Source organism: Streptomyces sp. NPDC089919, assembly GCF_040684615.1.
Lineage (GTDB): Bacteria > Actinomycetota > Actinomycetes > Streptomycetales > Streptomycetaceae > Streptomyces.
The window spans coordinates 48,380-65,132 of record NZ_JBFBGK010000041.1 but is presented as its reverse complement, the minus strand read 5'-3'; the positions used below and the strand labels follow the sequence as shown (position 1 = coordinate 65,132).

At 71.4% G+C, this 16,753-nt stretch carries 14 protein-coding genes and 2 pseudogenes; 10 read left to right on the top strand and 6 right to left on the bottom strand.

The window, feature by feature from the left end; all coding sequences use genetic code 11:
- From AB0O40_RS18550 to AB0O40_RS18535, 4 genes and pseudogenes are all read left to right on the top strand, one after another.
- Positions 1 to 195 (top strand): annotated as a pseudogene (locus AB0O40_RS18550) (lipopolysaccharide biosynthesis protein); the annotation flags it as partial.
- Between the two features lie 277 nt (positions 196 to 472).
- The gene (locus AB0O40_RS18545; RefSeq protein ID WP_365042266.1) at positions 473 to 1,807 is read left to right on the top strand and encodes a hypothetical protein; all 1,335 of its coding nucleotides are present in this window, start codon (positions 473 to 475) and stop codon (positions 1,805 to 1,807) included.
- A 658-nt stretch (positions 1,808 to 2,465) separates the two neighbouring features.
- Positions 2,466 to 3,119 carry a DUF4360 domain-containing protein gene (locus AB0O40_RS18540; protein WP_365042263.1) on the top strand — a complete coding sequence of 218 codons (654 nt, stop codon included), beginning with the start codon at positions 2,466 to 2,468 and terminating at the stop codon, positions 3,117 to 3,119.
- A 92-nt stretch (positions 3,120 to 3,211) separates the two neighbouring features.
- Positions 3,212 to 3,286: pseudogene (locus AB0O40_RS18535) on the top strand (type II toxin-antitoxin system PemK/MazF family toxin); the annotation flags it as partial.
- 45 nt (positions 3,287 to 3,331) lie between these two features.
- Here AB0O40_RS18535 and AB0O40_RS18530 read toward each other — a convergent pair.
- From AB0O40_RS18530 to AB0O40_RS18520, 3 genes are all read right to left on the bottom strand, one after another.
- A complete protein-coding gene (locus tag AB0O40_RS18530; protein WP_365042260.1) occupies positions 3,332 to 4,948 on the bottom strand; it encodes a peptidoglycan-binding protein in 1,617 nt (538 codons plus the stop codon).
- 54 nt (positions 4,949 to 5,002) lie between these two features.
- Complete coding sequence (locus AB0O40_RS18525; protein ID WP_365042257.1) at positions 5,003 to 6,169, bottom strand: peptidoglycan-binding protein; 1,167 nt, start codon at positions 6,167 to 6,169, stop codon at positions 5,003 to 5,005.
- A 264-nt stretch (positions 6,170 to 6,433) separates the two neighbouring features.
- Positions 6,434 to 6,946 (bottom strand): peptidoglycan-binding domain-containing protein, encoded by a 513-nt coding sequence (locus AB0O40_RS18520; RefSeq protein ID WP_365042281.1) that lies wholly within the window; start codon positions 6,944 to 6,946, stop codon positions 6,434 to 6,436.
- Between the two features lie 637 nt (positions 6,947 to 7,583).
- On the opposite strand from AB0O40_RS18520, the gene AB0O40_RS18515 reads away from it, so the two are divergent.
- A complete protein-coding gene (locus tag AB0O40_RS18515) occupies positions 7,584 to 8,885 on the top strand; it encodes a hypothetical protein (protein WP_365042254.1) in 1,302 nt (433 codons plus the stop codon).
- Between the two features lie 67 nt (positions 8,886 to 8,952).
- Here the strand turns inward: AB0O40_RS18515 and AB0O40_RS18510 are convergent, their stop codons facing one another.
- On the bottom strand, positions 8,953 to 10,476 hold the full coding sequence (locus AB0O40_RS18510; protein WP_365042251.1) for a hypothetical protein: 1,524 nt from the start codon (positions 10,474 to 10,476) through the stop codon (positions 8,953 to 8,955).
- Positions 10,477 to 10,656: 180 nt separating this feature from the next.
- Positions 10,657 to 11,019 (bottom strand): DUF6221 family protein, encoded by a 363-nt coding sequence (locus tag AB0O40_RS18505; RefSeq protein WP_365042248.1) that lies wholly within the window; start codon positions 11,017 to 11,019, stop codon positions 10,657 to 10,659.
- A gap of 111 nt (positions 11,020 to 11,130) precedes the next feature.
- Between AB0O40_RS18505 and AB0O40_RS18500 the strand changes: the two genes are divergently transcribed.
- The 4 genes from AB0O40_RS18500 (at position 11,131) to AB0O40_RS18485 (ending at position 13,941) form a co-directional block, all read left to right on the top strand.
- Positions 11,131 to 11,871, top strand: coding sequence for an HNH endonuclease family protein (locus AB0O40_RS18500; RefSeq protein WP_365042245.1), 741 nt, complete (start codon positions 11,131 to 11,133; stop codon positions 11,869 to 11,871).
- Positions 11,872 to 11,972: 101 nt separating this feature from the next.
- Positions 11,973 to 12,194 carry a hypothetical protein gene (locus AB0O40_RS18495; RefSeq protein WP_365042278.1) on the top strand — a complete coding sequence of 74 codons (222 nt, stop codon included), beginning with the start codon at positions 11,973 to 11,975 and terminating at the stop codon, positions 12,192 to 12,194.
- A gap of 114 nt (positions 12,195 to 12,308) precedes the next feature.
- Positions 12,309 to 13,673, top strand: coding sequence for an FAD-dependent oxidoreductase (locus tag AB0O40_RS18490; protein WP_365042242.1), 1,365 nt, complete (start codon positions 12,309 to 12,311; stop codon positions 13,671 to 13,673).
- Between the two features lie 85 nt (positions 13,674 to 13,758).
- Positions 13,759 to 13,941 carry a hypothetical protein gene (locus AB0O40_RS18485; protein WP_365042239.1) on the top strand — a complete coding sequence of 61 codons (183 nt, stop codon included), beginning with the start codon at positions 13,759 to 13,761 and terminating at the stop codon, positions 13,939 to 13,941.
- Between the two features lie 10 nt (positions 13,942 to 13,951).
- Here the strand turns inward: AB0O40_RS18485 and AB0O40_RS18480 are convergent, their stop codons facing one another.
- Positions 13,952 to 14,887, bottom strand: a complete 936-nt coding sequence (locus AB0O40_RS18480) for a GntR family transcriptional regulator (protein ID WP_365042236.1) — start codon at positions 14,885 to 14,887, stop codon at positions 13,952 to 13,954.
- A 288-nt stretch (positions 14,888 to 15,175) separates the two neighbouring features.
- Between AB0O40_RS18480 and AB0O40_RS18475 the strand changes: the two genes are divergently transcribed.
- A complete protein-coding gene (locus AB0O40_RS18475; RefSeq protein ID WP_365042233.1) occupies positions 15,176 to 16,750 on the top strand; it encodes a beta-N-acetylhexosaminidase in 1,575 nt (524 codons plus the stop codon).
- The last annotated feature ends 3 nt before the right edge of the window (positions 16,751 to 16,753 follow it).

Genomic DNA, 16,753 nt, shown 5'->3' with positions numbered 1-16,753 from the left:
GCCGTCCACCGCACCGACCTCGTCCGCATCCGCGAACTCATCAGCGGCGCCGGCGGCACCGTCCTCGGCGCCGTCCTCCACGGCGGACAACCCAGAAGCGCCATGCCCCCGCACGACGGCCTGTTCGTCCACCCCAAACCCGACGCCACCGACGACACCGTGCCCCTGCGCACCGTGTGGACCGGGAGTTTCTGACCGGGCCGGACCATTGCAAGAGGCTCATCAATTCTGCAGAACCAGGAAATCGACCGAAGCGATTTCAGGAGAATATCGGAGGCCAAATCCTCTTCTTGCCGAATAACTTCCGTTCGTCATACAGTGCGCGCGACCGGGAAATCCGGATGGGTCCGGCCCTTCCCGTATCAGGTCATCCGGCCTCGGGCCGCCGCACGACTTACGGAGACTCATGGCACGATCCTCGAGGAAGTTGCAGCCTTCCCGGTCGCGGTCCTGGGCGCGTTGGGTGGCGCCGTTGACCGCCCTGGCCGCGGGGGGCGTGGTCGCCCTGTCGGCGGCGATGTTCGCCGGTTCGGCGGTGGCGCAGGCTCCGCAGACCGTCGACCGGCACGTCGTCGTGCTCGTCGACTTCCGCAATCTCTCCCTGAAAGACCCCAAGAAAGCCCACGACGACGCCGCCCGCAACTTCTTCGGCCGCACGGATTCGCTCGCCTCGTACTACGCGACGAATTCGGGTGGCCGGATGTCGGTCGTCCCCGCCCAGGGCGACGGGGTACTGGGGCCGTTCACCATAGACATGGACGACACCGAGGCCTGCGACACCGGGCAGATGGAAAAGCTCGCCCGCAAGGCGGTCGAGGGGGTCAGCTACGACCGCATATCCATCGTCATGCATTCCAAGTACTGCTCGAACTGGTGGGGTCTGGGATCCATGCCCGGAAAGACGACGTGGCTGCACGAGGGCGCCGTGTCGGACCGGGCCGCCATCATCCACGAGGTCGGGCACAACCTCGGCTTCGCCCACCAGGTGCGTCAGGTGTGCGCCGTCGGCAGCTTCACCTCGTGCACCGACGACGGCTACAGCAACCGCACCCCCATGGGCGGCGGAGGCGAGAAGAAGGGCCTGTCCGCCCCCGAACTCCTCTCCCAGAAGTGGCTGACGAGCGCGCAGACGAGCACGCCCACCGCCACCACCACCGTCCACCTCACCCCCCTGCACGCCCCGGGCGCCGCCGGCACGCGTGCCGTCGACCTCCCGCTGGGCACCGCCGGCGACCGCATCGTCGTCGAGTACCGCGCCCCGGACCCCGGCACCCCGGACGTCTCCCTCACCGCGGGCGTGGACGTGTACCGCGTCCCCAAGGGCAAGTACGACCACGCCGTCATGATCAGCAACGTCAAGCACGACGCCCAGGGCGTCGCAGGGTCCTTCGCCGGGCAGAGCAGCCTGGCCGACACCGGCGCCGGCCTGGCCCTGAGCGTCACCCGGACCGGCGCCGACGGCGCCGACGTACACATCCGGTTCGGCGACCTGCCCGGCACGGCGTCCTCGGCGCCTGCCGGACCGTCGCCGTCCGTCGGCATCGGCACCGGGCCCACCAACGAGCCCGGACCGAAGGAGAGCCCCGTCTCCACCGTCGTGCCCGGCCGGACCGCGACCACCACCTCGTCCGAGGACCCGCTCGAGACCGAGACCGAGACCGCGGCCGCCCCGACAGCCGGCGCCACCCTCGCCTCCACCGGGACCTCCGTCACCGCCCTCGCCGTCACCGGCCTGGTCCTCATCGTCGAAGGAGCGGCCGCCGCCGTGATAGCCCGCCGCCGACGTACCGGCCACCGCCGGCACTGACGCCCTGACGTTCCGCACCGGGTGGGGATCCGGAGCGGGGCGGGCCGCCGACCGATCTCGGGTCAGCACGACCGGTCGGCCACGGGCCCCGGCACACCCGCCAGGTGTGCCGGGGCAGCGTTGCGTCCGGACCCGCGGCGTCCCCTCCCGGTCGCGGACCGCCCTGCCATCAAGCCGCCCGTACCGCGAACGATCCGGTAGCGCCAACCACCCACAGGAAGAGCGGAGTCCGGACACCGGACCGGAAGTCCGAAATCCGGTCAGCACGGCCGAGTCGAAGGCGTCCGCGTGATGATCCGACCCGCTCGACGGGCGGTCGCCGATCCGCTGCGCGGCCCGGAACTGCGGCGACACCCGGCCGGCCACCCACCGGTACGCGCTTACCGGGCGGACGTCTTCCGGTCGGCGCGGCCGACTCCCGCAACCGCCGAATGGCCTGACCACGAGCTGGTCGGCCCCCCGCCCGGCTCCTACGCTGCCCGTGTTCCCACCACAGCGCTCCTGACGAGCGCCCGGCATCCGCGGTCAGCCTGCCGGTCCGCGCGCGGCTCCCATCCGCGCGCCCCAGCCCGCCGGCTGGTTCCTCCCCCCACCCCGCCTCACGCCGACCGCGGCCGTGCGCCGCAACCGGCCTGCCACCGCAGCGGATTGGAGAAGCATGTCCGGAGGAATGATGGTGAGCGGCGCGATCGCGCTGCTGCTCGCAGCGGCCCTGCCGACGTCCACCCACAGCCCGTCGTCGTTCACGGACCCGCCGACCGACCGGATCGTCATCGACGTCGCCACGGTCAACGGCTCCGGGTGCCCGAGGGACACCGCGGCCGTCGCCGTCTCCGAGGACAACACCGCCTTCACCGTCACGTACAGCCAGTACCTCGCCCAGGTCGGCGGCGGCGCCCCGGCCACCGCCGCGCGCCGGAACTGCCAGCTCAACCTGGTCGTGCACGTCCCGCACGGCTTCACCTACGCCATCGCCAGCGTCGACTACCGCGGCTACGCCTCCCTCGCGCGCGGCGCGACCGCCACCGAGAAGGCCTCGTACTACTTCCAGGGCTCGCCGCAGACCGCTGGCCGGGAGCACCCGTTCGGCGGTCCGTACGAGGACAGTTGGCAGACCACCGACTCGACCGACTGGGCGCAACTGGTCTGGGCACCCTGCGGGGTGCAGCGCAACTTCAACATCAACACCGAACTCCGGGTCCGCCAGGGAACGTCCGCGCCCGGCTCCGTCAGCTACATGACCATGGACTCCACCGACGGCGACATCAGCACCCTCTACCACCTGGCCTGGCAGGAGTGCCCGACCAAGTGACCCCACGGCGCGGGGGCTCCACGGGGCCCCCGCGCCCTTCCGGCTGCGTCAAGTGCCGTGACCGGGAGGGGTCCGCCTAGCGGCGGCCGGTCGTGCTGCTGTCGGGAGAAGAGGCGTCCGGGGTCTGGGTGATGCAGGTCGTCGCTCCCGCAGACGTCGAGATCAGTAGGTCGGGTGCGGGTCCGCCAGTTCGGTGGCAGGAGCCGTTGTCGTCAGGTCGTAGGCGGCGCTCCGAATGCCGCGATGATGTCGCGGAGGTCTAGACCGACAAGGGCGGCCGTCTCCGTGATGGTCGGACCGAAGACGGTAATGACTCGGTTCTTGTCCACCAGGAACGCCGGCTCCGCGAAGTTGAAGAAGTGGGCGACGTTGTTGGACGGGGTCGGGACGAAAGGCGGATGGGACAGGGCACTCGGCATCGGGAGCAGCGTGTTCCGCCAGTGCCGTCGGGGCACCAGGCTCGTGACACTCGCGGGGCGACGCTGAGGCGACTCGAACGTATGCCAGATGAGCCTGACGTTCTGGTGTGTCACCAGGCTGTTGGCACGCGCTTCCTCAAGCATTTCTATGAACAGGTCGACCATGCCCTTGGTGCCCCCCAATGTGGGAGCCACGAGCAGAGCCCGGTACGCGGTGGTCCAGGCGGGTGACCCTTGCTGACCCGCGAGATCGGCCTTCGCCTTGAGCTCCTCGGCGCGATTGTTGAGCTTCTTGGCCTTCGCCTGGAGAGTGTCTATCCCGAACCAGCTCGGATCGGCTGGAACGGGTTGCTGATCCACCGCGAGGTGGAAGTGGTAGAAGTCGACCGGACTGGCACCCCAGGTGGCCGACGGGGTGTGCGCCCCGTCCGGAGAGCCCCGCGGATCCAGCAGCTCGGCGAGAGCTGCGACGATCGCGTCCCGAAAGACCTGAGGGATGTTGCCACACACGGGGTTGAAGGTGAAGCTCACGCCCGCGTCCAGACGGTCCCTCTCGTCCTTCCGCGTGAAGTTGAAGGCAGGCAGGGGTCGGCCCTTCCAGGAGAGCCACTCCTCACGGTCCGCATAGGGCAGTGCCCATGCCGCGTCGAGGTGAGAGATGGTTCCCTGGCCGACCACGGGGTCAGCAGGGCTCAGCCCCTCGTCCTGCTTGTACTTGATCACGGCGGCGGAGGTCTCATTGCCGAAGAACCCCGTGGCGCCGCTCGGTATCGCGTAGCGTGGGCCCAGGTCGATGAGCGCATTTTGGACGGCCATGATGTGCTCACCGCTCTGGCCGAATTTGAGGTACGCGCTGGTGTTTCCGGCGCGAACCTGCTCCAGTACCGGGTCCCCGCGGAAGCGCGCGGATTCGAGTGATGGCGGCGCAAGCCCGTGCGTCAGGTGTCCCCAGGTCTGGGGGCCTACGATGCCGTCGACGACGATGGCCACACGACTTTGGAACTCGCGCACTCTGGCGTCTGTGATCGGTCCGAACTGACCGTCGACGGCGAGCTGGTGCAGATCGGGAATGTGAGCGTTCAGCAGCCGCTGTACCTTGCGCACCGCGGGACCGTGCGCCCCCTGCTGCAATGTGGGTGTGCCGATGGCCGCCTCCTGTGAGGCCTCGCCACCCGTGAGCATGCCCCAGGTCTGCGGACCCACGACACCATCCACCGTAATCTCCACGCGACGCTGGTACTCACGCACCCGGCCGTCCGTCAACGGCCCGAAATCCCCGTCGACGGCCAACGACGGCAGATCGGGAACATGCTCGTTCAACAACTGCTGGAGCTTACGCACCGCCGGGCCGTCCGAGCCCTGTTTGAGGATCGGAGTACCGACACCGTCCGACGGATCGTTCGGGGACATGTCTACCTCCTGGACTTCACCGTGCGGTTTCACCGCGTGCCAGGCTTCCCCCTGCTACTGCGTCAGGTGTCCCCAGGTCTGGGGCCCTACGATGCCGTCGACGACGATGGCCACACGACTTTGGAACTCGCGCACTCTGGCGTCTGTGATCGGTCCGAACTGACCGTCGACGGCGAGCTGGTGCAGATCGGGAATGTGAGCGTTCAGCAGCCGCTGTACCTTGCGCACCGCGGGACCGTGCGCCCCCTGCTGCAATGTGGGTGTGCCGATGGCCGCCTCCTGTGAGGCCTCGCCACCCGTGAGCATGCCCCAGGTCTGCGGACCCACGACACCATCCACCGTAATCTCCACGCGACGCTGGTACTCACGCACCCGGCCGTCCGTCACCGGCCCGAAATCCCCGTCTACGGCCAACGACGGCAGATCGGGAACATGCTCGTTCAACAACTGCTGGAGCTTACGCACCGCCGGGCCGTGGGAATGGAGGCTCAGGGTCGGGAAGCCGACACCGTCCGGGGCCGCGACGGAAACCATGTTCCAATCGTAGAAGATGGTGTAGAAGCCGCCGTGTTGTTTGACGTCCAAGGCCTTCTGGACGCCGAGGTCGGATTGCGTCCCGATGAGCAGGGGGTTTTGAGCCGTCAGCGTGAGTGAAACGGGAACGAAGACGTCGTCGGAAAGACCCTCGTCGATCGCCGTGATGATTCCGTCGTAGGCGGCACCGGCGAGAATTCCCACAGCGAAGCCGACCACGGTTCCGATTCCGGGAATCGCCGAACCCACCGCCGCGCCGGCGAGGCTTGCCGCCGCCGAGCTGGCGGCCGACACCACTACGGTCCTGATCTTCTGTCCGACCTGCTCGTTGAGCACTTCGAAGGCCTTGGCCAGGTCGCCGTTGTCATGTTCGACGATGAACAGCGTCACCGTGTACGTCCGAGGCCAGTCGCCGGGCTGTTGAAGGTTAAAGTCAATCAGAACATGCGGGTTGCTGGCCCACGGGACGCGGACGGCGTCGGCGGAAACATCGCCGATCTGGGGAGCGTGGATCAGGTCGACGGCTGGTTTTCCATCGGGCCCTTTCTTTACCGACGAAGAGTCAAGCCCTACGGCGGACATATAAACTTCATCGTTTGCGCCCTGAAGAAAGTCGTCGGTGGACTCGTGCTCGATAAATCCACGCAGTCGGAACTGAAGGCGCGCGGGAACTGCGTTCTCGGTCATGGCTTATCCCTGTCACTGCCGGAGGCGAGACATCACAGGGCCTATGGCCAAAGCGCATGCCCAACTGCGTACGGGCCAAATAGGCTCCCGCACATCTCTGTTGTCCCCCAACTCACATCGTACGCCCACCCCGTGGTCCGCGCGAGAGCGCCGTGGCCCTGCTGCGTCCCCGTATTCGACGGCGTCGAGGAAGCCGGCTCCTTCTAGCTTCACGCTTTTACGGGCCCTTCCGAAGGATCAAAAAATCCCGCCCGAGCGCTCGGCTCACACGCTGGTCTGGGCCTCGAGGGCGCGTCGGGTCGCCGGTCCGTAGACGCCCGTCGGGTCGGAGGTGATGTGCTGGCGCTTCTGGTAGTCGGCGACGGCGCTCTCCAGGGCGTGGCCGTACTGCGCCTGCATGTCGCCGTCGAACATGTCTATCTGGTGCAGCCGTTGTTTGAGTGCCTTGACCTCCGGTCCCGTGTCCCCGGGGCGAAGCGTGGCACCCCGCGGTGCTGGCGGCAGAGGAGAGGGAGGCGGGGGAGGCCCGGGGGTGCGCGATGGACTCACCGTGCGGGAGGGGCCGGGGCTCGGGGACCGGACGACGGGAGCGGTCGGCGTGGTGAGGTCGGTGACGAGAGTGCCATCCGGTGCGGGAGGCCCGGTGGTCGAGCCGCCGACCGAGGCGTCCGGGGTCGGTGTCCCGGTGGGCCCGGGCGCCCGGCCCGTGGCGGACGTGAGCGGGGTGGCTCCCGACAGCCCCGCGGGCCGCTCTTCCTCCCCGCCGCCCGAGAGCATTCCGGTCGCCAGCGCACCGGCGTGCAGCACCACGACCGCGGCTCCGATCGCCACCGGTACCGTGCTGCGGGGCCGCCGCCGCCCCGCACCACCGGCGCGATCGCCGGGTTCCTCCCCGGACACCGGCGGAACACCTTCTGCACGCACCTTCTTTTCCTTCCAGAACGGATACCCGCGATTATGCAGAACTCCGGAGACCTGGCACAGCCTCAGAAAGGAAACTCCCGTGCTGCGCACTTCGGTTGTCCGGGCGTCGCTCATGCAGGGCTCTGAAGAATCCTCAACGGTCATGTCGATTTCGTGACATCGCTCGGCCCGTTGACTTCGGCAGGCCTTTCGGGCTCGGCCTCCTCCTGCGGGATGACTGCTCCCCGCCACGTTCCATAGCAGGTCAGGACGTATCCGGAAGGGTCGCCGGGGGGCCAGGGCCGTACCGACCGGAGCGGCGTGGCCGGTGTCCATTGCCTGAGCAGACCATTCGTCGCCTCCCTTTCCCCTGCCTGGCGAAGCGGCCCGCGGCCGCGGGATGGTCCTCCGTCATGACGGCCGACCGTACTGTGGACGGATTCCTCGACCGGCGTCCCCTGTGAGGATTCTCCTCGTCGGAACAGTCGGGCAAGGAATGGGAGTACGCGGAATGGCTGGGCGGCACAGGAAACCGTCCGCGGCGACGCGGCAGAAGCAGGCTCTGAGACTGGGCGCCGTCACCGCCCCGCTCGCGGTGGGCATCGTGGCGGCCGGTGCGGGGGGTGCGTCCGCCGCCGGCCCGACCGCGGTCTTCGGCAGTCCCGCCGGCGTACCCAGCGCGCCCCGCCTCACGCAGGTCCACACCACGGCCCCCACGACCGTCGGGCGCCTCGAACTGCCCCGGCTCCCCAAATCGCCCTCGCCGAACGGCGTGAAGAGCGGCGAGACGATACCCGGAGCGGGCCCGACCATCCTCCCGCCCACGCAGCCGTACCAGGAAACGCTGGGCGACCACCTGACCAACGCGGCGACGGTCATCAAGTCAGGCGGCGCGGCGCTCGGGGCGGTTGCGGCGGTCAGCGGCCCCGGCGCGGCCGTCGCCGGACCTGCCGCCATCGGCGCCTCGGCCTTGGGCTACACCCTGCAGGGCGCCGGTTGGGTGGCCAACAACGGCGACCGGGCGGTGGGAGCGGCGAACCAGCTCTTCCGGTGCGTCCCCGCCGCCGACGGGAGCTGCCCCCAGACCCTGGGCGCCGTATCGGACAGCCTCACGCACAACCAGGAGGCCGCGAGCCGCTATTGGGCCGACCACGAGATCCACCGTCCGAACAGGCCGGCGGCCGCGCCGGGGGACACCGCCGGTGGTGCGCTGTCCCAAGCCGGGGACGCGGCCGCAGCGTTCTTCGAGGACGCGACCGGCCAAGGGCGCGGCGCCGACGTCGGCGCACCCAACGGCGCCGTGCGGGTGGGACATACAGCAGGCCCCCACGGCCTGCTGGTGGCCGAGAACCTGGCCACCGGCGAGCAGTACGTCCGCATGCCCAACGGCGAATGGCAGCAGAGCCGGCCCCTCGGTCCGGTGACCGAGCCGGCGCCGTCCGGGGCAGCACAGGACGAGGAAGGCGGTGGCCGGCAGACCCGCGAAGCGGGCTTCGAGAGTGCCGGTACGGCAGACGGCGCGGAGCCGGTCCAGGACCAGGAGGCGTCGCAGCAGGAGCCGGTGGCCGAGGAGGCGCCGACGGAAGAGGCACCGGTCCAGGAGCCGGCGGCCGAGGACACGCCGGCCCAGGACACGCCGGCCGAGTACCCGTCCGACCAGACGCCCGACCAGACGGAGTCCGAGACGGAACCGGCCGCCGAGGACTGGACCGCCTGGTCGCAGGATTCCGGCTCGGACACGGGCACCGATGCCGGCGACGAGTACGTGGACGGAGACGCCGGTGACGCTGCGGAGTACGCGGCGGAGGGGTGACGAAGTGCGCTCACCTGCCGGTGCGCAACCCGTGTCCGGGTCGCGCACCGGCAGGTGCCGTCGGGGACTACGGGGCCGGCGGCGAGAGCGGGGCGAGGCGCGTCACGCGCGCACCCGAGACGGCCGTGCCGCGTACCGGAGCCCCGGCCTGTTGCTCAACGAGCGCGGAGCCGGCCGGGGCGGCGACAGCGCGAGGCGTCGCCGGCGACCCCTCGTTGTCCGGGGTGACCAGCAGCGGCCGCTCGGACGTGCAGTGCTGCCGCTCGGTCTCGGTCAGCGGCCCGGTCCGCTGGTACACCCGGTCCGGCACGTCGGCCGACGGCAGGTCGACCATCGTGTCGATCGAGTACCAGCCCTTCCCCGTCGTGACGTTCGCCGCGTTCTTGTTGTCGGTCACGGCACCCGAGAAGACCCCGGCGATCCGCTCGCGGGCCGGCTGCACCTCGATCCAGCTGGCCTCACCGGGCTGGATCTGCACGGAGATGTCCTGGGTGGAGGTGCGCGGGGAATCCAGCGGGGTCTCGGTGTTGGCCAGGTTCACGTTCAGGTCGTACCGCTGGAAGCCGGCCTGCACCGCCTTGAACCGCTCGTCCGTGTTGGTGCCGTTGGCCAGCGTGGTCGGTTTCCCGATCTCGTAGTCGTCGATCCCGGTGTTGTTGGACTTCTGCCCGAGGTAGTTCTTGGCCCGGTTGGCCTCCTGGCCGAACGGATCGAACCCCTCCTCGGTCCACGAGGCCGTCCGCTTGTCGGTGACGGGATTGCGCGTGCAGTTGAAGTACGTGAAGTCCTTCAGGATCCGGTTCTCCGCGAAGTACTTGTACGTCCCCGAGGCGTCGACCGCGAAGTAGCAGGACGCGCTGGTGGTGCAGTAGTCGTTGGTCGGATCGATCTTGCCCGTGTTGTTGGCCGTGTTGCTGCCGTTGTCGGCCATGACCGTGGCCCAGTCGGGGACATTCGTCAGTTTGAGCGCGCGGTACGCCGCCCACGGCAGGTCGTTCCGCTTGATGAACTGATCGGGCTTCGGGAAGGTGGTCCGGTCCGCCTTCACGGTCACGTTGGTGATCAGCGCACCGCACTTGCCGTCCACCAGCGAGCTGAAGACGACCTTCGGGTGGTCCTCCTGAGCCGTGAAGGTGAACGGCGCGGCCGGCGCCCATCCGGACGCCGGAGTGCTGTACTGCTGTGCCGCGTACTCGGTGGCTCCCGTCGCCGAGGCGACCTTGTAGTTCCTGACCTGAGCGGCGCAGCTCTGGACGCTCGGCGAGGCCGGTGCGGCGTCGAACCGCACCTCGACGGCCGTCCCCTTGCGGACGCCCCAGAGCCTGGTCTGTAGCACGCCCCTGGCGTTCCCGTTCAGCGCCACCGCCTGGAACCCCCGGGGGTGGGCGGCCGCGGCGGCGCTCACCACCAGGGTGGGATTGGGGGAGTACGTGCCGTCCTCGTACTCGTTCGTCCAGTAGTCCGGCGCCGTGGCGGTGAAGGCACCCGTCTGGTTGTTCGCGGCGAAGTTCCCGTTCCGGATCGAGACCGGGACCCAATCGGCGTCAGCCGCCCGGGCGAGGGAATCCGAGCCGTACGTGGTGAATCCCAACGACAACGCCAAGGCGCCACCGAGAACCCCGGAAAACGAAATGCCGGCCGATCGAAACCGCACAGGACCCTCCTGGTGGGATTTGCGTGTCGACATCTATGCCGTGCCGTCACGCCCCCAAACCGGTCGAGGAGGAAGCCCCCGGAAAATCCACCCCGGCGCCGGTGCGCCGAGCGGCCGTCACGGCCACCACTCGTGCCGGTACCCCGGCCGGCCCGCGTACGGGAGCGTGAGCACCCGCAGGGTCCATCCGGTGGTGACCGGGGGCGGGGCGAACCGGCGGCCGGTGTCGTCACTCAGCCAGCGCTCGCCCGCGTCCTCGTGCAACGGGCCCATCCAGCCGAGGCCGCACGCGCGGGAGAAGTCGTGCTCGGTGGCGCACGCCGGTGCGCAGGCGTGGTGGGAGGCGTCGAGCAGCATCCGGGTGGCCTGGACCTGCGCCAGCACGCGCGCTCGGCCCCACGTCCCGTCCGGGGCCGCGCGGGCGGCCCGCTCGTCCTCGTCGAGGCAGGCGCGCAGGAACCGTACGAGGTCGTCGTCCATCGGCCCAGTATCCCCGGCGCACCGGAGCCGTGTCCGTGCCCCCGGCGGCTGGAACCGGTACGGGGTGGGTAGGGTCTCGGGGTGTCCTGTTTTGATCTTTAGGGGTGGGTTTTGTCTCGTCAGAGCTGGTCCGTGCGGGCCGTGGTGACGGTGTGTGCGGTGGTCGGGGTGGTGGCGGGCTGCACCGCGTCCCCGGACGCCGGTGTGGATGCGAAGCCGGGCTCGAAGGGCTCCCGGCCGACCGCGGGGCCCACGGGCGGCGGTTCCGGCCCGGCGGGCGGCGGCCAGCCGGTCCGCGGCCTGCCCGGCCTGTCGAGCGCGAAGGTCGCGCGCGGCGAACTGGCCGCGTTGAAGGTGGCGACGGAGCGGTCGATGTCGGGCTACAGCCGCGACTCCTTCCGGCACTGGGTGGGGCAGGGCGATTCCTGCGACACCCGCGAGCTGGTGCTCCAGCGCGCCGGCACCGACGTCCAGCGGGACGCCTCCTGCAAGGCCGTCTCCGGCCGATGGGTGTCCGCGTACGACGGCCTGGTGATCACCGACGCGAAGAAGCTCGACATCGACCACATGGTGCCGCTGGCCGCCGCCTGGCGCTCGGGCGCCGCCGGCTGGAACGCCGACAAGCGGCAGCAGTTCGCCAACGACCTCGTCCGGCCCCAGCTGTTGGCCGTCTCCGCGGCCACCAACCGCGGCAAGGGCGACCAGACCCCCGACGAGTGGACCCCGCCCGCGCGCACGTTCTGGTGCACGTACGCGACCGCCTGGACGAACGTGAAGTCCTTCTACGGCCTGACGGTGACCGGCCCGGAGAAGAGCAAGCTCGGCGAAATGCTGGGTACCTGCGCCTCATGACGAACAGCACCCCCGGCGCCCCCGGCCCGCAGCCCACCGACCCGGACACCGAGCTGACCACCGAGCTGACCACCGACACGACGGCGGGCCGGGGCGGGGTGATGACCGACGAGGTCGGGGTCATCACCAAGGACGTCACGGTGCGCACCCGCCCCCGTCCGGACGGACGGGCCGACGTGCTCGTGCAGTACACCGGGGCCGCGGAGTGGTACACGGTCACCGGCAGCCCCGCCCCGCTCCCGGCCGACGGCCTCGGGGCCCTGCACGCCCGGGTCCTGGAGGCCGTCCGTGTCGGCGGGGCCGCCGAGGTGCCGGGCACCTGACGGTGCGGGGCCGCCGCCGGTCCCCGTAGGCGCACCCGTCCGGCCAGGTGCATGGAACCCCCCGCCCGGGAAGACGCGCTGGGGGGACCCGTACACCGAGAAGGGACGGACGTCATGACACGACCGAGGATCGTGGTGGTCGGCGCGGGCTTCGCCGGCGTGGAGTGCGTACGCCGGCTGGAACGCACGCTCTCACCGGGGGAGGCGGAGATCCTGCTGGTGACCCCCTTCTCCTACCAGCTGTACCTGCCCCTGCTGCCGCAGGTCGCCGCCGGGGTGCTGACCCCGCAGTCGGTGGCGGTGTCGCTGCGCCGCAGCCGCCGGTACCGCACCCGCATCGTGCCGGGCGGGGCCGTGGGCGTGGACACCCGGGCCAAGGTCTGCGTGGTGCGCACGATCACCGGCGACCTGGTGGACCAGCCGTACGACCATCTGGTGCTGGCCCCCGGGAGCGTCACCCGGACCTTCGACATCCCCGGGCTCACCGAGCACGGCCGGGGCATGAAGACCCTCGCCGAGGCCGCCCACCTGCGCGATCACGTGATCGCCCAGCTCGACCTGGCCGACGCCGCCGCGCCGGGCTCGGCCGAACGCGCCTCGCGGCTCGGCTTCGTGGTGGTGGGCGGGGGCTACGCGGGCACCGAGACCGCGGCCGCCCTCGAACGGCTCACCGCCAACGCCGTGGACCGCTACCCCCGGCTGGACCGGCGCGAGATCAGCTGGCACCTGGTGGACCTGGCCCCCCAGCTGATGCCGGAACTCGGCGACCGGCTGGGCCGCGCCGCGCTGGGCGTGCTCCGCCACCGCGGCATCGAGGTCTCGCTCGGCGTCTCCGTCGCCAAGGCGGGCCCCGAGGAGGTCACCCTCACCGACGGGCGGGTGCTGCCCTGCCGCACCCTCGTCTGGACGGCCGGCGTGGCCGCGAGCCCGCTGATCGCCACCCTGGGCGCCGCCACGGCCAAGGGCGGCCGGCTCGTCGTGGGGCCCGACCTGCGGGTGCCGGGGGCGGACGGCGTCCTCGCCCTCGGGGACGCCGCCGCCGTACCCGACCTGGCCGGCGGCGGCCAGGGCGCGGTCTGCCCGCCCACCGCGCAACACGCGGCCCGCCAGGGCCGGGTGGCCGCCGACAACGTCCGCGCCGCGCTGCGGGGCACGCCCCTGCGCCCGTACGTCCACAAGGACCTCGGCCTGGTCGTCGACCTCGGCGGCCGCGACGCGGTCTCCCGGCCGCTGGGGATCGGCCTGCGCGGGATGCCCGCCCAGGCCGTGGCCCGGGGCTACCACTGGGCGGCCCTGCGCACCGGCGCCGCCAAGACCCGGGTGATGACCAACTGGCTGCTGAACGCCGTGGCCGGGGACGACTTCGTCCGCACCGGCTTCCAGAGCTACAAGCCGGGCACCCTGCGCGACTTCGAGCACACCGACCAGTACCTCACGCCCGAGGAGGTGCGGGCCCGCACGGCCGCCGACGGCGGCTGACGGAACCGGCGGCGGGCATGCGGCGTGCGCATGCCCGCGCCGCTCCTGGGCACACGAAGCTCACGGACGGTGCGGTACACAGGAGGTGGCGACGGTGCGCGGTGGCAGGGTGCTCGAGTCCTTTCCCGCCGGTGACCCGCACGGCAGTTGGCCGGCGGAGGAGTACGCGGCGGGCTGCCGCGCACGCGGCGAGCGGGCGACCGTGGTGATGGACCTGGAGGAGGACGCCTTCCTCGTCCTGGCCTCCGACCCGCCGGAAGCCCCCTGACCGGGGGCGGTCAGCGGCGCTCCTGCACGTCCCCGAGGGTGGAGGCGGTGACCGGGTCGCTCTGCACGAAGTCCCCGGGCGGGATGCCCGGATGGTGGCCCTCGGCGGGCGCGGCGGGTGCGGAGTCGGCGCGGAGCGACAGCCGGGACACGATGCGGTAGCGGTCGCCGCGGTAGATCGAGTGGACGTACTCCACCGGCCGCCCCGCCGTGTCGGTGGTGAGGCGTTCGAAGAGCAGGGCGGGCGAGAGCTCGGGGACTTCGAGCAGCTCGGCTTCCGCGCGGGTCACCACGGTGGGCTCGATGGTCTGGGTCGCCTCGTGGACGTGGACGCCGTGGTGCGTGCGCAAGTGCTCGTAGAGGTCGCCGTGTTCCAGCTCCCGTGCGGTCAGCCCCGGCACGAGGGCCGCCGGGATGTGCAGGTGCTCGATGGCCATCGGGAACCCGTCGACCAGGCGCAGCCGGGCCACGTACACCACTTGTGCGGCGGGGGAGAGGCGCAGCCGCCGGCCGACCCTGGCCCCGGCCGGGACGGTGGTGAACTCCAGCAGCCGGCTGGTCCAGACTCCGGAGGCCCGCGGCACGCCCAGTGAGTGGCGCCCGGGCACCAGCTCCTGGGTGATCTTCTCGGGGGCGACGAACACGCCCCGGCCGTGCTCGCGGATCAGCACCCCGGCGGCGACCAGCTCGTCGACGGCCGCGCGCACCGTCGGCCGGGACACGCCGAGTTGCACGCACAGCGTCCGCTCCGAAGGGATCGCGTCCCCGGCCCGGCGCTCCTCGACCATCCCCAGGACCGCGTCGCGGACCAGCTCGCGCTTGAGCACCCCGCCGGGTCGGATCCCCTCGCTCCCGGGGCCCCCGGGGTGCGGTGCGCCGTCGGGCTCCGCCGGGAAGGCCGTGCCGACCCCTGCCGACCCCGAAGCGCCCGGGTTGCTCTCGCCCATCCGTGCCGTCCCCCTCGCCCGCGCCGATCTCGTACGCCGCATCAAACCAGCCCCGGCAGGTCCTGACCAGTACCCCGGTACTGGTCAGTTCCAGTCCACCGGCGGATGCGGCGCAGACGTGTGCCGGGCGAGCAAAGGTCTCTGATTACCAAGGGGTTGACGGCTCAAGTGGTCTATGCCACCTTCTCCTCTCGTCGACAGGTCATGTAACCAGTCGGGAACTGGTCAGCTGGAGCGGCCACTTCCCCGAGCCGCCCCCGCGAGCCCCGCCCGGAAGGCTGCCCACCCGTGTCCCCACACTTGCTGCCCCGGCCCACCCGGCACACCACCCGACCCGGCCACTTCACCCTCGACCGTGACACCACCGTCCGCACCACCCCCGGTGCCGAGGCCGCGGCCGACCTGCTGCGCACCCTCCTGACGCCGGCCACCGGCCTGCCCCTGGCCCCCGCACCCACCGGGGACCTCACGCTCGCCCTCGACCCGGCGCTCCACGGCCTGGGGGACGAGGGGTACGGACTGACCGTCGCCCCGCACGCCGTCACGCTCCGGGCCGCCCGGCCCACCGGACTGCTGCGGGGCGTGCAGACCCTCCGCCAGCTGCTGCCCCCGCAGGCTTCCGCCCCGGCCGCCACGCCCGTACGACGGGAGCGCTGGGAACTGCCCTGCACCGAGATCACGGACCGCCCGCACCACCCCTGGCGCGGCCTCATGATCGACGTCGCCCGGCACTTCCACGACGTGACCACCCTGCGCCGGCACGTCGACCTCATGGCCCTGCACAAGCTCAACGTCCTCCACCTCCACCTCAGCGACGACCAGGGCTGGCGGATGCCCGTCCCGTCCCACCCCCGCCTGACCACCGTCGGCGCCCACCGCGCCCGGTCGATGACCGGCCCCGACGGCACCACCGGCTTCGACGACACGCCCCACGGAGGCGCGTACACCCGCACCGAGCTGACCGGCCTCGTCTCCTACGCCGCGCAGCGGGGCGTACGGGTGGTCCCCGAGATCGGGATGCCCGGACACGTCCGCGCCGCCCTCGCCGCCTACCCCCACCTCGGCAACCACCCCGGGCGCACCCTCCCGGTCTGGACCCGCTGGGGCGTGTGCGAGAACGTCCTGGGCGTCCACGACGAGGTCCTGGACTTCCTCCGGGCCGTGCTCGCCGAGGTGCTGGAGGTCTTCCCCTCGCCCTACGTCCACCTGGGCGGCGACGAGTGCCCCAGCACCGAATGGGAGCGCAGCCCGAGGGCCCGGGCACGCGCCGCCGCCGAGGGACTGGACGGCCCGGCGGCCCTGCACGGCTGGCTGCTCGCACGGGCCGGCGACCACCTGCTGGAGCACGGCCGCCGCCCCGTCGGCTGGGCCGAGGACGGCGCCCTGCTCCCGCCCGGCTTCACGGCGATGAGCTGGCGCGACCCCGCCCACGCCGCCACGGCGCTCCGCCACGGCCGTGACGTCGTCCTCACCCACCACCGCACCACCTACCTCGACTACGCGCAGGACCACCTGCCCGGCGGACCGACCACCCAGCCCGGCCCCGTCGTCGACCTGCGCACCGTCCACCGCGGAGACCCCGAACCGGACGCCCCCGCCGACGCCGGCGGACGGATCCTCGGCACCCAGGCCCAGCTCTGGACCGAGTTCGCCCCCACGGCCGCCGACCTCGACCGCCTCGCCTACCCCCGGCTGTGCGCCCTCGCCGACCGGGCCTGGAGCGGCCCCACCCCCTGGTCCGACTTCACCACCCGGCTGCACGCGCACCTCCCCCGACTGGACGCCCTGGGCGTCCGCCACCACGCACCGGCCGCGCCGTGGACCACCCTCCCGGCGCCCGCACGTACAGCGCCCTCCGCATGAGCC

Bases quoted from the DNA above. Each gene is read 5' to 3' on its own strand.
- AB0O40_RS18505 (WP_365042248.1), bottom strand. From the start codon at position 11,019: ATGGACGACGACCTCGTACGGTTCCTGCGCGCCTGCCTCGACGAGGAC.
- AB0O40_RS18495 (WP_365042278.1), top strand. From the start codon at position 11,973: ATGACCGACGAGGTCGGGGTCATCACCAAGGACGTCACGGTGCGCACC.
- AB0O40_RS18490 (WP_365042242.1), top strand. From the start codon at position 12,309: ATGACACGACCGAGGATCGTGGTGGTCGGCGCGGGCTTCGCCGGCGTG.
- AB0O40_RS18525 (WP_365042257.1), bottom strand. From the start codon at position 6,169: ATGACCGAGAACGCAGTTCCCGCGCGCCTTCAGTTCCGACTGCGTGGA.
- AB0O40_RS18515 (WP_365042254.1), top strand. From the start codon at position 7,584: ATGGCTGGGCGGCACAGGAAACCGTCCGCGGCGACGCGGCAGAAGCAG.
- AB0O40_RS18530 (WP_365042260.1), bottom strand. From the start codon at position 4,948: ATGTCCCCGAACGATCCGTCGGACGGTGTCGGTACTCCGATCCTCAAA.
- AB0O40_RS18520 (WP_365042281.1), bottom strand. From the start codon at position 6,946: ATGCTCTCGGGCGGCGGGGAGGAAGAGCGGCCCGCGGGGCTGTCGGGA.
- AB0O40_RS18540 (WP_365042263.1), top strand. From the start codon at position 2,466: ATGTCCGGAGGAATGATGGTGAGCGGCGCGATCGCGCTGCTGCTCGCA.
- AB0O40_RS18480 (WP_365042236.1), bottom strand. From the start codon at position 14,887: ATGGGCGAGAGCAACCCGGGCGCTTCGGGGTCGGCAGGGGTCGGCACG.